Source organism: Streptomyces sp. NPDC048254, assembly GCF_043201895.1.
Classification (GTDB): domain Bacteria; phylum Actinomycetota; class Actinomycetes; order Streptomycetales; family Streptomycetaceae; genus Streptomyces.
On sequence record NZ_JBICZJ010000011.1, the window covers coordinates 255,834 to 269,807 of the forward strand.

At 70.9% G+C, this 13,974-nt stretch carries 12 protein-coding genes; 8 read left to right on the forward strand and 4 right to left on the reverse strand.

Translation table 11 applies throughout. The features are described 5' to 3' along the window. Nucleotides 1-54: 54 nt before the first annotated feature. Nucleotides 55-267, forward strand: a complete 213-nt coding sequence (locus ACGFZQ_RS30030) for a hypothetical protein (protein WP_351732283.1) — start codon at nucleotides 55-57, stop codon at nucleotides 265-267. Nucleotides 268-309: 42 nt separating this feature from the next. Here the strand turns inward: ACGFZQ_RS30030 and ACGFZQ_RS30035 are convergent, their stop codons facing one another. The 3 genes from ACGFZQ_RS30035 to ACGFZQ_RS30045 all read right to left on the reverse strand — a co-directional run bounded on the left by ACGFZQ_RS30035 (nucleotide 310) and on the right by ACGFZQ_RS30045 (nucleotide 2,917). Further along, nucleotides 310-1,386: a S1C family serine protease gene (locus tag ACGFZQ_RS30035; protein ID WP_393842976.1), complete on the reverse strand. Its 1,077-nt coding sequence runs from the start codon at nucleotides 1,384-1,386 to the stop codon at nucleotides 310-312. Between the two features lie 71 nt (nucleotides 1,387-1,457). Continuing rightward, entirely contained in the window at nucleotides 1,458-2,159 is a 702-nt protein-coding gene (locus ACGFZQ_RS30040; protein WP_393842977.1) for a class I SAM-dependent methyltransferase, read from the reverse strand. Between the two features lie 83 nt (nucleotides 2,160-2,242). Next, nucleotides 2,243-2,917 (reverse strand): DUF3043 domain-containing protein, encoded by a 675-nt coding sequence (locus ACGFZQ_RS30045; RefSeq protein WP_393842978.1) that lies wholly within the window; start codon nucleotides 2,915-2,917, stop codon nucleotides 2,243-2,245. Nucleotides 2,918-3,235: 318 nt separating this feature from the next. On the opposite strand from ACGFZQ_RS30045, the gene ACGFZQ_RS30050 reads away from it, so the two are divergent. From ACGFZQ_RS30050 to ACGFZQ_RS30075, 6 genes are all read left to right on the forward strand, one after another. After that, nucleotides 3,236-4,027 carry a PspA/IM30 family protein gene (locus ACGFZQ_RS30050; protein ID WP_351732293.1) on the forward strand — a complete coding sequence of 264 codons (792 nt, stop codon included), beginning with the start codon at nucleotides 3,236-3,238 and terminating at the stop codon, nucleotides 4,025-4,027. Between the two features lie 28 nt (nucleotides 4,028-4,055). Continuing rightward, complete coding sequence (locus tag ACGFZQ_RS30055; protein ID WP_351733314.1) at nucleotides 4,056-4,334, forward strand: hypothetical protein; 279 nt, start codon at nucleotides 4,056-4,058, stop codon at nucleotides 4,332-4,334. Between the two features lie 76 nt (nucleotides 4,335-4,410). Continuing rightward, on the forward strand, nucleotides 4,411-5,655 hold the full coding sequence (locus ACGFZQ_RS30060) for a sensor histidine kinase (protein ID WP_393842979.1): 1,245 nt from the start codon (nucleotides 4,411-4,413) through the stop codon (nucleotides 5,653-5,655). Beyond that, a complete protein-coding gene (locus tag ACGFZQ_RS30065) occupies nucleotides 5,652-6,332 on the forward strand; it encodes a response regulator (RefSeq protein ID WP_393842980.1) in 681 nt (226 codons plus the stop codon). The genes ACGFZQ_RS30060 and ACGFZQ_RS30065 overlap by 4 nt, the downstream gene beginning before the upstream one ends. 197 nt (nucleotides 6,333-6,529) lie before the next feature. Next, nucleotides 6,530-9,643 carry an efflux RND transporter permease subunit gene (locus ACGFZQ_RS30070; protein ID WP_393842981.1) on the forward strand — a complete coding sequence of 1,038 codons (3,114 nt, stop codon included), beginning with the start codon at nucleotides 6,530-6,532 and terminating at the stop codon, nucleotides 9,641-9,643. A gap of 153 nt (nucleotides 9,644-9,796) precedes the next feature. Continuing rightward, the gene (locus ACGFZQ_RS30075; protein ID WP_393842982.1) at nucleotides 9,797-12,031 is read left to right on the forward strand and encodes a protein kinase; all 2,235 of its coding nucleotides are present in this window, start codon (nucleotides 9,797-9,799) and stop codon (nucleotides 12,029-12,031) included. A gap of 16 nt (nucleotides 12,032-12,047) precedes the next feature. Here the strand turns inward: ACGFZQ_RS30075 and nadA are convergent, their stop codons facing one another. Then, a complete protein-coding gene (gene nadA, locus ACGFZQ_RS30080) occupies nucleotides 12,048-13,232 on the reverse strand; it encodes a quinolinate synthase NadA (RefSeq protein WP_393842983.1) in 1,185 nt (394 codons plus the stop codon). Between the two features lie 321 nt (nucleotides 13,233-13,553). Between nadA and ACGFZQ_RS30085 the strand changes: the two genes are divergently transcribed. Beyond that, nucleotides 13,554-13,910 (forward strand): iron-sulfur cluster assembly accessory protein, encoded by a 357-nt coding sequence (locus ACGFZQ_RS30085; RefSeq protein WP_030582488.1) that lies wholly within the window; start codon nucleotides 13,554-13,556, stop codon nucleotides 13,908-13,910. The last annotated feature ends 64 nt before the right edge of the window (nucleotides 13,911-13,974 follow it).

The window sequence follows — 13,974 nt, forward strand, 5'->3', positions numbered from 1 at the left end:
CTGCACCCTGCACTGACCACATACGATGCACCAGTTGGATCAAAGGAGGCGTACATGGCGGCATGGACGTGGCGGTTCGAGAAGGCCGACGGGACGGAGGTCCAGCCCGCGGTGGAGCCCGAGGAGTTCACCACCCAGGGCGACGCCGAGTCCTGGATCGGCGAGCAGTGGAAGGACCTGCTGGCCGGCGGCGCCGACCAGGTGCGGCTCTTCGAGGACGCCACCGAGATCTACGGCCCGATGAGCCTGCACGCGAACGAGTCCTGAGCGGTGCCGGTCAGGGGCGGCCCGCCGCGGGCCGCCCCGCCGTCACTGTTCGCCCAGCGTCACATCCACCGTCCGCTCGACGTCGTTCCGGCTGTACGTCACCTTCGTCTTCTGACCCGGCCGGTCCGTGGCGAGCGACTCGGCCAGTGAGGTGATGGTGGTGATGTCGTCGTCACCCACTCGGATGATGACGTCCCCGGGCCGGATGCCCGCGTTGTCGGCCGCGTCCCCCGGCTTCACGGTCACGACGGCCACCCCGGCGGGCTGGTAGTCCACGTCGACGACCGTGCGCCCGCTGATGCCGAGCGCGGCCCGCCCCGAGTCGACGACCTTGCCCTGCTTGATGATCTGGTCGGCGACCGTCTTCACCATCGACCCCGGGATGGCGAACCCGATCCCGGGCGCCGCGGTGTTGCCCAGGTCGGGGTCGTTCGCGGCGAGCGTCGGGATGCCGATGACCTGGCCGTCCAGGTTGACCAGGGCGCCGCCGCTGTTGCCGGGGTTGATGGCGGCCGAGGTCTGCACCATGTTCGGGATGGTGGCACCGGTGCCGCCGCCCTCCTGGTTCTCGCTGACGGTCCGTCCGGTCGCCGACACGATGCCCTCGGTGACGCTGGACGACAGCCCGAGCGGCGAGCCCATGGCGAGCGTGATCTGCCCGACCTCGACCTTCTCGGTGTCCCCGAAGGTGGCCGCCTTCAGCCCGTCGGGGAGCTTGTCGAGCCTGATGACCGCCAGGTCCTGCTCGGGGTAGGAGTAGACGAGCGTCGCGGTGAGCGGTTCCTCGTTGTTGGCGGTCGTCACCTTGAACTTCTTCTCGCCCTGGACGACGTGCGCGTTGGTGACGATGTGCCCGTTGCCGTCGTAGACCACGCCGGAACCCAGGTCGCTGCTGGCCTGGATCTGCACGACTGACGGCAGGACCTCCTTGATCACCTTCTGGTACTGGTTCTGCAGATCGGCCGCCGCCACGGGAACGGCCGCCACCTGGGCCCGGGCGGCCGAGCCGGCCTCGGCCGTGTCGTCGCCGGAGGCGGAGCAGCCGACGACGAGGGCGAGACAGCAGGAGCCGAGTGCGGCGGCCGTCCGGAAGGTCCGACGAGTACGGGAAGCGTCCATGCCCCCGAGTCTCGTGGCGGGGTGCCGGTCCGGCTCGTACTGCTGACCCGAACGAGCAGCACACGACGGGTTCAGCCGCGGACCCCGCACAGGTGCAGCAGCGCCGCGACCGTCCGGTACGGATCAGTCCGCCCCGCCCGCTCCTCCACCGCCAGCAGCGTCTCCAGGCCGTCGGGCGGCTCGGTGCCGTCCGCGGCCGTGTCCGTGAACACCCTTACGCCGTACCAGGAGTGCAGCGGCGCACCGATGCCGGCGAGTGCGGCGGTGAGGGTGGTCAGCCGGTCGGCCCGCACCTCCAGGCCCAGCCGGTTCAGGTAGGAGACGGTGTCGAAGGCATCCATCGCCCCCGCCCAGTCCCCGCTCAGCCCCGGTCGCATGGCCAGCGCGTCGGCGTTGCGCACCAGCAGCGACAGCAGGCCGCCCGGGGCCAGCATCCGGGCCAGCCCGGCCAGCAGCGCGTCCGGCTCCTCGACGTACATCAGCACGCCGTGGCAGAGCACCACGTCGAAACTGCCCGGCAGGAAGTGGACGCCGGTGTCCCGCCCGTCCCCCTCGACGATCCGCACCCGCTCACGGATGCCCTCCGGCTCACCGGCCAGGGCCTCCCGCGCGGCCGCGATCATCGCCGGTTCCCGCTCGATGCCGGTCACCTGGTGCCCGGCCCGGGCCAGCCGCAGCGCCTGCGTGCCCTGGCCCATCCCCACGTCGAGCACCCGCAGCCGCTGCCCGACCGGGAACCGCCCGGCTATCTGCTCGTCGAGCTGCCGGGCCACCAGCTCCTGCCGTACGACGTCACGCAGACCGCCCAGCCTGGTCAGCCAGGCTTTCGCCGCACCTCCGGAGAAAGGCTCTGTGCTCAGGGCCGCTCTCCGCGCTTGACCTGCGGCTTGGGCAGCCGGAGCCGGCGCATCTGGAGGGAGCGCATCAGACCGTAGGCGACGGCGCCCTTCTTGTTCTGGTCGGGGAAGCGCTCGGCGAGGCGCTTGCGCATCCGGAAGCCGCTCACCAGCGCGTCGAGCACGATCAGCACGATCACGACCAGCCACAGCAGCAGCGCGATGTTCTTGATCGCCGAGTTGTTGACCACGCTCATCACCAGGATGATCACGGCCAGCGGCAGGAAGAACTCCGCCACGTTGAAACGCGAGTCGACCCAGTCGCGGGCGAACTTGCGGACCGGGCCCTTGTCACGGGCCGGCAGGTACCGCTCGTCGCCGGTGGCCAGCGCCTGGCGCTGCCGCTCCATGGCGGCACGCCGGTCCTCGCGCTGACGCTTGGCGGCGTCCTTGCGGTTGCTCGGCGTGTTGGCCACGCTGCGGCGCTGGGTCTGGGCCTCACTGCGCTTGGGCGTGGGCCTGCCCTTGGGCGCCTGCGGGTCACGGGTCTGCTTGGAGTCGGTCACCGCCGCCTTGTCGGCGGGGGCCTTCTCTTCCTTGGCACGGCTACGGAACACAAAACCCAAGGGTACGGGGTGGACGCGTGTGGGCCCTAGTCCGGCGGGGAACGATCCCGCAACGCCACTCGTCTCCATAGGGGACAGAGGGGACGTTGCAGACGGTTCGCTCGGTTCGTACGACGTTGATTCGGAGTTGATCCGGAGTTGATCCGGCGTTGTACGAGGGTTGCACGAGGGTTGTACGGCGGTTGCGCGCGGGTTCACCGGGGTGTCGCCCCGGGAGACCCTGGGGGGCCACCTACTACCTGTGCCGGAGCGGATGCGTCCGCAGTCGTCCTTGGGGATGAGCGCATCGGTCCCCGAACAGTGCGGTAATGGAGGCAGGGCCCGTACTGTGGGTTCTGTCGCAGGATCTGTGAGCCGGAGTCCGTCAGAAGGGGGCGCGCGAAGCCCATGAGCGGTGTCATGAAGCGTATGGGGATGATCTTCCGCGCGAAGGCGAACAAGGCCCTGGACAGGGCCGAGGACCCGCGCGAGACCCTCGACTACTCGTACCAGAAGCAGCTCGAGCTGCTCCAGAAGGTGCGCCGCGGGGTGGCCGACGTCGCCACCTCCCGCAAGCGGCTCGAACTCCAGCTGAACCAGCTCCAGCAGCAGTCCACCAAGCTGGAGGACCAGGGCCGCAAGGCGCTCGCGCTCGGCCGTGAGGACCTCGCCCGCGAGGCGCTGTCCCGCCGCGCCGCCCTCCAGCAGCAGGTGACCGACCTGGAGACCCAGCACTCCACCCTCCAGGGCGAGGAGGAGAAACTCACCCTCGCGGCCCAGCGCCTCCAGGCCAAGGTGGACGCCTTCCGTACGAAGAAGGAGACCATCAAGGCCACCTACACCGCCGCCCAGGCCCAGACCCGCATCGGCGAGGCCTTCTCCGGCATCTCCGAGGAGATGGGCGACGTCGGCCTCGCCATCCAGCGCGCCGAGGACAAGACGCAGCAGCTCCAGGCCCGCGCCGGCGCCATCGACGAACTGCTCGCCTCCGGTGCCCTCGACGACCCGACCGGCATGGCCAAGGACGACATCGCCGCCGAGCTGGACCGCCTCTCCGGTGGTACGGATGTAGAGCTGGAGCTCCAGCGGATGAAGGCGGAGCTGGCCGGCGGGCAGCCGCAGCAGGCGATCGAGGGCGGCACCGGCCAGGGCCAGCAGGCGCAGCAGCCGCAGGACACCCCGCGCTTCGACAAGCAGTAGCCGACGCCTGGAGGGCGACATGGCCGACATGGTCGTAAGGATCATGGGGGAGGGCCAGGTGAGGCTGGCCGACAGCCACCTCACCGAACTGAACAAGCTGGACGACGAGCTGCTGGCGGAGACGGAGTCCGGTGACGAGGTGGCGTTCCGCCGCACCCTGACCGCCCTCCTGGACCAGGTCCGGGAACTCGGCGCCCCCCTCCCGGACGACGCCCTGGAACCCTCGGACCTGATCCTGCCCTCCCCGGACGCCACCCTGGAGGAGGTCCGGGCCCTCCTGAGGGACGACGGCCTGATCCCGGGCTGACGGGAAATCGGGCGGTGCCCGCGGCGGGCCGAACCGACGGTTCCGGCCCGCACGAACCAGCCGTACTGTTCAGACCGTGAGCCCCTTCGAGAGAGCCCGCTGCAGAGTCGGCGCCCATCCACTCGCCGTGGACGCGGTCATCGCCGCAGGCGCCCTCGTGTGCATGGTCGTCAGCTCTTTCGCCGTCCCGCACGGCGCGCACGGCGTCGCCTGGGGCATCCGCACCCCGGACCCCCTCAGCCTGGTCCTGATGACGCTCGCCGCCGTCGCCCTGGTCTTCCGCCGGCACGCCCCGAAGACGGTCCTGGCCGTCACCGGCGCGGCCTCCGTCGTCGAGTGCGTCACCGGCGACCCCCGCGCCCCCGTGGCGATGGCGGCCGTCGTCGCCCTCTTCACCGTCGCCGCCACCACCGACCGCCGTACCACCCTGCGGGCCGGCCTGCTCACCATGACCGTGCTGACCACCGCCGCGATGGCCGCGGGCCCCCTCCCGTGGTACGCCCAGGAGAACCTCGCGATCTTCGCCTGGACCGGCATCGGCGCCACCGCAGGGGACGCGGTGCGCAGCCGGCGGGCCGTCGTCCAGGCCATCCGGGAGCGCGCCGAGCGCGCCGAGCGGACCCGCGAGGAGGAGGCCCGCCGCCGGGTCGCCGAGGAGCGTCTGCGCATCGCCCGTGACCTGCACGACGTCGTCGCCCACCACATCGCCCTGGTCAACGTGCAGGCGGGCGTCGCCGCGCACGTCATGGACAAGCGGCCCGACCAGGCCAAGGAGGCCCTCGCCCACGTCCGCGAGGCCAGCCGCTCCGCGCTCAACGAACTGCGCGCCACCGTCGGCCTGCTCCGCCAGTCCGGGGACCCCGAGGCCCCCACCGAACCTGCCCCCGGCCTGCACCGCCTCGAAGAGCTCGCCGACACCTTCCGCAACGCGGGCCTCCAGGTCGAGGTGGCCCGCGCCGACCAGGGCGCCACCCTGCCCGCCGCCGTGGACCTGGCCGCCTACCGGATCATCCAGGAGGCCCTGACCAACGTGCAGAAGCACGCGGGGCCCGAGGCCAAGGCCGAGGTCAGCGTCGTACGCGTCGGACCGCGCATCGAGGTCACCGTCCTCGACAACGGCTCCGGCGAGGACACCGCCCCCGAGGAGGGCGGCGGCCACGGCCTGCTCGGCATGCGCGAGCGCGTCACCGCCCTGCGCGGCACCCTCACCACCGGCCCCCGCTACGGCGGCGGCTTCCGGGTCCATGCGATCCTGCCGGTCCAGACCGACACCGACGACCGTACGAACGACCGAACGGCCGCCCTGGGGGATTCCGTATGACGATCCGTGTCCTGCTCGCCGACGACCAGGCCCTGCTGCGCAGCGCGTTCCGCGTACTCGTCGACTCCGAGCCCGACATGGAGGTGGTCGGTGAGGCCTCCGACGGCGCCGAGGCGGTACGGCTGGCCAGGGAGACCCGGGCCGACGTCGTCCTGATGGACATCCGGATGCCGGGCACGGACGGCCTGGCCGCCACCCGGCTGATCAGCGAGGACCCGGCCCTCGACCGGGTCCGGGTGGTCATACTGACCACCTTCGAGGTCGACGACTACGTCGTGCAGGCACTGCGCGCGGGCGCCTCCGGCTTTCTCGGCAAGGGCAGCGAACCCGAGGAGCTGCTGAGCGCCATCCGGGTCGCCGCCGGCGGCGAGGCGCTGCTCTCCCCGACCGCCACCAAGGGGCTGATCGCCCGTTTCCTCGCCCAGGGCGACGCCGGCGCCGACCGCGACCCGGCCCGCGCCGAGCGGCTCGACGCCCTCACCTCACGCGAGCGCGAAGTTCTGGTCCAGGTCGCCGGCGGACACTCCAACGACGAGATCGCCGAGCGCCTGGAGGTCAGCCCACTGACCGTGAAGACGCACGTCAACCGGGCCATGGCCAAGCTTCGCGCCCGGGACCGGGCACAGCTCGTGGTGATCGCGTACGAGTCGGGGCTGGTCCGTCCGAGGATGGAGTGACCTCCACCCGGGCGTACTGCGGCGGGAGTAGGAGCCGGATAAAGGACGGCACCCAGGGCCTACGTGAGCAGGGCGGTTCATGGGTCAGGGTGGTGGGGTGGGCGCTCACAGGTGCCCCCTGTGCGGTGCATCCGCCGCTCATCCGCCGCTCACAGCAGCTCCGCTCACAGCAGCTCACCGAAAAGAGACCCTGACCCATGTCCTGGCTGTCCCGATTCAGCCTCGCGCAGCGGGCCCTGATAGGCCTCATGTCGTTGATCGCGCTCGCCTTCGGGGCGATCGCCATCCCCCAGATCAAGCAGCAGCTGCTGCCCACCATCTCCCTGCCCATGGTGTCGGTCATCGCCCCCTACCAGGGAGCGGCCCCCGACGTCGTCGAGAAGCAGGTCATCGAGCCCGTCGAGAACAACCTCGAAGGCGTCGACGGGATCACCGGCGTCACCTCCACCGCGAGCGAGGGCAACGCCGTGATCATGGCGTCCTTCGACTACGGCAGCGACACCAAGCAGCTGGTGGCCGACGTCCAGCTGGCCGTCAACCGCGCCCAGCTCCCGGACGGCGTCGACCCGCAGGTCATCTCCGGCTCCACGGACGACATGCCGACCGTGGTCCTCGCCGTCTCCTCCGGCAAGGACCAGCAGGCCCTCGCCGACCAGCTCGACAAGACGGTCGTCCCGGACCTGAAGGACATCGACGGCGTCGGCCGCGTCCAGGTCACCGGCGTGCGGGACCTCCAGGTCACCGTCACCCCGAGCCAGGCGAAGCTGGCCGAGGCGGGTCTCACCCCGGCCGTGGTCGCCCAGACCCTCCAGGCGGCCGGCGCGACCGTGCCGGCGGGCTCCTTCGACGAGGACGGCGCCAACCGCACCGTCCAGGTCGGCGGCGGACTCACCTCGCTGGCGCAGATCAAGGACCTGATGGTCACCGGACAGGGCGTCAGGAAGCCCGTGCGCCTCGGTGACGTGGCATCGGTCAGGGAGCAGGAGGCTCCGGCCGACTCCATCACCCGCACCGACGGCCGCCCCAGCCTCGCCGTGAACGTCACCATGGACCACGACGGCAGCGCGGTCTCCATCTCGAACGCGGTCAAGGACAAGCTGCCGAAGCTGCGTCAGGACCTCGGCTCCGACGCCACCCTCACGGTCGTCAGCGACCAGGGCCCGGCGGTCTCCAAGTCCATCAAGGGCCTGACCACCGAGGGCGCCCTCGGCCTGGTCTTCGCGGTCCTGATCATCCTGGTCTTCCTGGCCTCGATCCGCTCGACCCTGGTGACGGCGGTCTCCATCCCGCTGTCGGTGGTCCTCGCGCTCATCGTCCTGTGGACCCGCGGCCTCTCCCTCAACATGCTCACCCTCGGCGCGCTCACCATCGCCATCGGCCGGGTCGTCGACGACTCGATCGTGGTCCTGGAGAACATCAAGCGCCACCTCGGCTACGGCGAGGAGCGCCAGGCCGCCATCCTCGGCGCGGTCCGCGAGGTGGCCGGCGCGGTCACCTCCTCCACCCTCACCACGGTCGCCGTCTTCCTGCCGATCGGCCTGGTCGGCGGCATGGTGGGCGCCCTGTTCGGCTCGTTCAGCATTACCGTGACGGCCGCGCTGCTGGCCTCCCTGCTGGTCTCGCTGACGGTCGTACCGGTGCTGTCGTACTGGTTCCTGCGCGCCCCGAAGGGCACCCCCGAGGACGCCGAGGAAGCCCGCCGCGAGGCCGAGGCGAAGGAGGCCGACAGCCGGCTCCAGCGCGCCTACGTCCCCGTCCTGCGCTTCGCGACCCGGCGCCGCCTCACCAGCGTGCTGATCGCGATCGTCGTCCTGGTCCTCACGTTCGGCATGTCCGGGCTGCTGAAGACCAACTTCTTCGACCAGGGCGACCAGGAGGTCCTCACCGTCAAGCAGGAGCTGAAGCCGGGCACCAGCCTGGCGGCGACCGACGCGCAGGCGAAGAAGGTCGAGAAGCTGCTCGCCTCCGTCGACGGGGTGAAGGACTACCAGGTCACGATCGGCTCGTCCGGCTTCATGGCGGCCTTCGGCGGCGGCACGGACACCAACCAGGCGTCGTACTCGGTGATGCTGGACGACTCGAAGTCGTACGACAAGGTCCAGGACGCCATCGAGGAGGGCCTGCACAAGCTGCCAGGCATCGGTACGACCACGGTGTCCGCCGGTGACGGCTTCGGCAGCCAGGACCTGAGCGTCGTCGTGAAGGCGGCCGACGGGAACGTGCTGCGCAAGGCCTCGGAGCAGGTCCGGGCCGCGGTCGCCAAGCTGGACGACGTCACCGACGTCACCAGCGACCTCTCCCAGAGCGTGCCGCGCATCTCGGTGAAGGCCAACTCCAAGGCCGCGGCGGCCGGGTTCGACGACCAGACGCTGGGCGCCGCCGTCACCCAGGCGGTCAAGGGCACCACGGCCGCGAAGGCGGTCCTCGACGACACCGAGCGGGACGTCGTCGTGAAGTCGGCGAAGCCGGCCGAGACCCTCGCACAACTGCGCGCCCTCAAGCTGGGCCCGGTGAAGCTGGGCGACATCGCCACCGTGAAGCTGGTGGACGGGCCGGTGTCGATGACCCGGATCGACGGCCAGCGCGCCGCGACCGTCACCGCGAAGCCGACCGGTGACAACACCGGCGCGGTCAGCAGCCAACTCCAGTCCAAGATCAAGGCGTTGAAGCTCCCGGCGGGCGCGACGGCCTCGATCGGCGGCGTCACCTCGGACCAGGACAGCGCGTTCAGGAACCTGGGCCTGGCGATGCTCGCGGCGATCGCGATCGTCTTCATGGTGCTGGTCGGGACCTTCCGGTCGCTCGTCCAGCCGCTGATCCTGCTGGTCTCCATCCCGTTCGCGGCGACCGGCGCGATCGGCCTGCTGATCGTCACCGGCACCCCGATGGGCGTCCCCGCGATGATCGGCATGCTGATGCTGATCGGCATCGTGGTGACCAACGCGATCGTGCTGATCGACCTCATCAACCAGTACCGGCGCCAGGGTCACGGCGTGGTCGCAGCGGTGATCGAGGGCGGCAGGCACCGGCTCCGCCCGATCCTGATGACCGCCCTGGCGACCATCTTCGCCCTCCTCCCGATGGCGCTCGGCGTCACCGGCGAGGGCGGCTTCATCGCCCAGCCGCTCGCGGTGGTCGTGATCGGCGGTCTGATCACCTCCACGCTGCTCACCCTGCTCCTGGTGCCGACGCTGTACGCCATGCTCGAACTCCGCAAGGAGCGCCGGGCGCACAAGCGCGCGGCGAAGAAGGGGCAGGGACCCGCGGAACCGGCGCGGCCCGCCGAGGAACCGGAGCCCGCGGCCGTGTGACGGTCCCACGGCCGTCCGGACCGTCCCGTGCCCGCGGGACGGTCCTGTGAACGACGGCCGGTTCCCGGCGACCCACCGGGAACCGGCCGTCGGCGTGTTACCGGTTCCGTATGCTGTCGGCTCGAACTGCCATGCGGCGAAGGGGAGTTTCGGGTGCCGCTGCACAAGGACGACCCGAGGTCGATCGGCGGCCACAGACTCGTCGACCGGCTCGGAGTCGGCGGCATGGGCGCCGTCTACCGGGCCAGGTCCCGCTCCGGGCGCGAGGTCGCCGTCAAGGTGGTGCACGCCCAGTACGCCCAGGACCCGGTCTTCCGGGCCCGGTTCCGGCAGGAGGTCGAGGCCGCCCGCCGGGTGAGCGGTGCCTTCACCGCGGCCGTGGTGGACGCCGACCCGGAGGCCGAACCGCCCTGGATGGCCACCCAGTACGTGCCGGGGAAGTCGCTCGCCGCCCGCATCCGCGACCACGGCGCCCTGCGCGTCACCGACCTGCGGCCCCTGGCGCTGGGCCTGGTGGAGGCGCTCCGGGACATCCACCGGGCCGGGGTCGTGCACCGCGACCTGAAACCGGCCAACGTCCTGATCGCCGAGGACGGCCCCCGCGTCATCGACTTCGGCATCTCCCGGGCGGCCGAGAACCACAACACCCTCACCGAGACCGGGCAGTTGGTCGGCACCCCGCCGTTCATGTCACCGGAGCAGTTCACCGACGCCCGTACGGTCGGTCCCGCCTCGGACGTCTTCTCGCTCGGCGCGCTGCTGGTGTACTGCGTCACCGGACGCGGCCCCTTCGACGCCGACAGCCCCTATCTGACCGGCTACCGGGTGGTCCACAACGCGCCCGTCCTGGACGGGGTGACCGGGCCGCTGCGCGCGGTCCTGGAACGCTGCCTGGCCAAGGCACCCGCCGACCGGCCCGGACTCGACGAACTGGCGGCGGAGTTCGAGCGGGTCCTGCCGGAGCCGGCGCCCGGCGAACCGGAGACGCTGACCCTGCGCCTGCCCTCCGCGGGCCGCCCCGGCGCCCCGGCCGGCGGCACCACCGTCCGTCCGGTCACCCGCCGCCTGCCCCGGCGGGCCCTGCTCGTGCTGTCCGCCGTCCTGGCCACCGTCCTGACCGCCGCCCTGACCGGCTTCCTCCTGCTGGGCCCGTGGCACGGCGACGGCGAGGCCCGCACCGGTACCACCGGTGCCACCGGGTCCCCGGCCTCCCGCTGGGGCACCCTCCCCACCGGCTGGAAGCCCTGGCAGACCACCGTGTCCGCGCCCGCCCAGCGCGGGGTGAAGAAGGCGCCGGGCTACGAAGGCGACACCTCGCCCACCTGTGTGTCGGACGGCGGCTCCGTCTACTGCGGCGGCACCGCGCTCCTCCCGACCCGGGTCGACGCCGGCACCGGCCGGACGCTGTGGCGCGCCGGCATCGCACCCGCCGGGGTGCCGGCGGACCGTTACATCACGACCGTCCTCGGCGTGGACGGCGACAAGGTCCTCGTCGAACTGCAGATCACCGACGACAGCGGCCTGGGAAAGGCCCAGTCCGTCCTCGCGCTCGACCGGGAGACCGGCGCGGAGCTCTGGTCCCACGCGGTACGCACGGACAGCCTGGGATCGGCCTACGCCGACGGGGTGACCCTGACCGAGGAGGGCGACGGCAGCGCGGTGACCGTCCGCTCGGCACAGGACGGCACCGTGCGCCGCACGATCCCGGTGCCCATCGGCTACCTCTGCTCGGCGATGGCCGCCGACGGCCTTCCCTACGTGGAGTGCGCCGACCAGGAGGACGGCTCGCACGCCACGAAGTTCTATCTCGTCGACGCCGACGGTTCGGTCCGCACGCTCTCGTCCCCCGCGCAGCAGGCCGGCTTCGTGGGCGTGCTCTCCGGACAGCTGGTCTTCCTGGAGTCGGACGACAAGGATGTCGACAACGGCCCCGACCTGATCTACACCCGCATCGTGCGCATCGACCCCGACTCCGGCAGACGCACCCTGACGCCCCTGCCCGAGCACTACCGGGGCGGGCTGCCCACGCTGGCCCACGGCACGTTCTACCTCGCCACCTCCAGCGGCCTGGTCACCGCCTTCTCGCCCATGACGGGGGCCCGGCTGTGGGTCAGCCACACGAACCTCGAGTCGCCGGGCCAGGCCTCGGTGGACGCGAGCGGGCGCACGGTGTACATGGCCGGCGCGAGCGGGCGGGTAATCGCGCTCGACGCGGCCAAGGGCACCCTGCTGTGGGAGTCCTCCGCACGTGCCCAGGTGCTCGGCAACAGCGGACTGCTGCCGACCGTGTGGTTCAACCGGGGTGCCCTGGTCCTCTCGACCTCCGACGGCACCATCTTCACCCTCGACCCGGCGCACCCCGAGCGGAAACCCGTCGACTCGGGGTGACACCGGGGCCGTACGGCTACGGCAGCGCCAGCATCCGCTCCAGCGCCAGCTTGGCGAACGCCTCCGTCTCCTTGTCGACCTCGATCCGGTTGACCAGGTTGCCCTCGGCCAGCGACTCCAGGGCCCAGACCAGGTGGGGGAGGTCGATGCGGTTCATCGTCGAGCAGAAGCAGACGGTCTTGTCGAGGAAGACGATCTCCTTGCCCTCGGGAGCGAAACGGTTCGCCAGCCGGCGGACCAGGTTCAGCTCCGTGCCGATCGCCCACTTGGAGCCGGCCGGGGCCGCCTCCAGGGCCTTGATGATGTACTCGGTCGAACCGACGTAGTCCGCCGCCGACACGACCTCGTGCCTGCACTCGGGGTGGACGAGGACGTTCACGCCGGGGATGCGCTCGCGGACGTCGTTCACCGAGTCCAGCGAGAAGCGGCCGTGGACCGAGCAGTGGCCGCGCCACAGGATCATCTTCGCGTCGCGCAGCTGCTCCGGGGTGAGGCCGCCGTTCGGCTTGTGGGGGTTGTAGAGGACGCAGTCCTCCAGGCTCATCCCCATGTCGCGGACGGCGGTGTTGCGGCCGAGGTGCTGGTCGGGGAGGAAGAGGACCTTCTCCCCCTGCTCGAACGCCCACTCCAGGGCCCGCTGGGCGTTGGACGAGGTGCAGATGGTGCCGCCGTGCCTGCCCGTGAACGCCTTGATGTCCGCGGACGAGTTCATGTACGAGACGGGGACGACCTGCTCGGCTATCCCGGCCTCCGTCAGCACGTCCCAGCACTCGGCGACCTGCTCGGCCGTCGCCATGTCGGCCATCGAGCAGCCGGCCGCCAGGTCCGGAAGGACCACCTTCTGGTCGTCCGAGGTCAGGATGTCGGCGGACTCGGCCATGAAGTGCACGCCGCAGAAGACGATGTACTCGGCCTCCGGGCGGGCGGCCGCGTCCCGGGCCAGCTTGAAGGAGTCGCCCGTGACATCGGCGAACTGGATGACCTCGTCGCGCTGGTAGTGGTGGCCGAGCACGAAGACCTTGTCCCCGAGCTTCTCCTTGGCCGCGCGGGCGCGCGCGACCAGGTCCGGGTCGGACGGCGAGGGCAGGTCGCCGGGACACTCGACGCCCCGCTCGCTCTTCGGGTCGGCCTCACGGCCGAGCAGCAGCAGGGCGAGCGGACTCGGCTGTACGTCGAGCTCCGTGGTCTGGGCGGTGGTCACGACACGCACCCTTTCTACTTTTCGTCGTTCTGACGTTATCTATCATAACCGCTTCACGTCACTTTGACGATGCCCATTGTGTCGATGTGACGTGAATCCCGGAGCCGTACGGGAGGGTTGCGGGAGGGTGGCCACGGAGTGGTGGTGGGGTGGTCATCAGGCCGCTGTGCGTGACTTGGGGCATGTGCGAGCATGGATACGTAGACGAAGGCACGAAGTTGCGAAAACGCGAGAACGCGAACGCCGGCCCGGAATGAAACAGCGGACCCGCCGGTTGCACTCGTCGGCAAGCAGTCTCCGTACAACCCGGGAGAGATGTAGATGTCCGTATCGGACGAGACCAGCACCGTCACCGACGGCATCATCCTCAGTGACGCCGCCGCGGCCAAGGTCAAGGCCCTGCTCGACCAGGAAGGCCGTGACGACCTCGCCCTGCGTGTCGCCGTCCAGCCCGGCGGCTGCTCCGGCCTGCGCTACCAGCTGTTCTTCGACGAGCGTTCCCTCGACGGAGACGTGGTCAAGGACTTCGGCGGCGTCAAGGTGGTCACCGACCGTATGAGCGCTCCCTACCTGGGCGGCGCGTCGATCGACTTCGTCGACACCATCGAGAAGCAGGGCTTCACGATCGACAACCCGAACGCGACCGGCTCCTGCGCCTGCGGCGACTCCTTCAGCTGAGCCGGCCCGGCACGGCAGAGCAGAGCGAAGGCGGCGGTCCCTCACCGAGGGGCCGCCGCCTTCG

Coding starts and splice junctions, on each gene's coding strand:
- ACGFZQ_RS30030 (WP_351732283.1), top strand. CDS start 55: ATGGCGGCATGGACGTGGCGGTTCGAGAAGGCCGACGGGACGGAGGTC.
- ACGFZQ_RS30035 (WP_393842976.1), bottom strand. CDS start 1,386: ATGGACGCTTCCCGTACTCGTCGGACCTTCCGGACGGCCGCCGCACTC.
- ACGFZQ_RS30045 (WP_393842978.1), bottom strand. CDS start 2,917: ATGGAGACGAGTGGCGTTGCGGGATCGTTCCCCGCCGGACTAGGGCCC.
- ACGFZQ_RS30050 (WP_351732293.1), top strand. CDS start 3,236: ATGAGCGGTGTCATGAAGCGTATGGGGATGATCTTCCGCGCGAAGGCG.
- ACGFZQ_RS30055 (WP_351733314.1), top strand. CDS start 4,056: ATGGTCGTAAGGATCATGGGGGAGGGCCAGGTGAGGCTGGCCGACAGC.
- ACGFZQ_RS30065 (WP_393842980.1), top strand. CDS start 5,652: ATGACGATCCGTGTCCTGCTCGCCGACGACCAGGCCCTGCTGCGCAGC.
- ACGFZQ_RS30070 (WP_393842981.1), top strand. CDS start 6,530: ATGTCCTGGCTGTCCCGATTCAGCCTCGCGCAGCGGGCCCTGATAGGC.
- ACGFZQ_RS30085 (WP_030582488.1), top strand. CDS start 13,554: ATGTCCGTATCGGACGAGACCAGCACCGTCACCGACGGCATCATCCTC.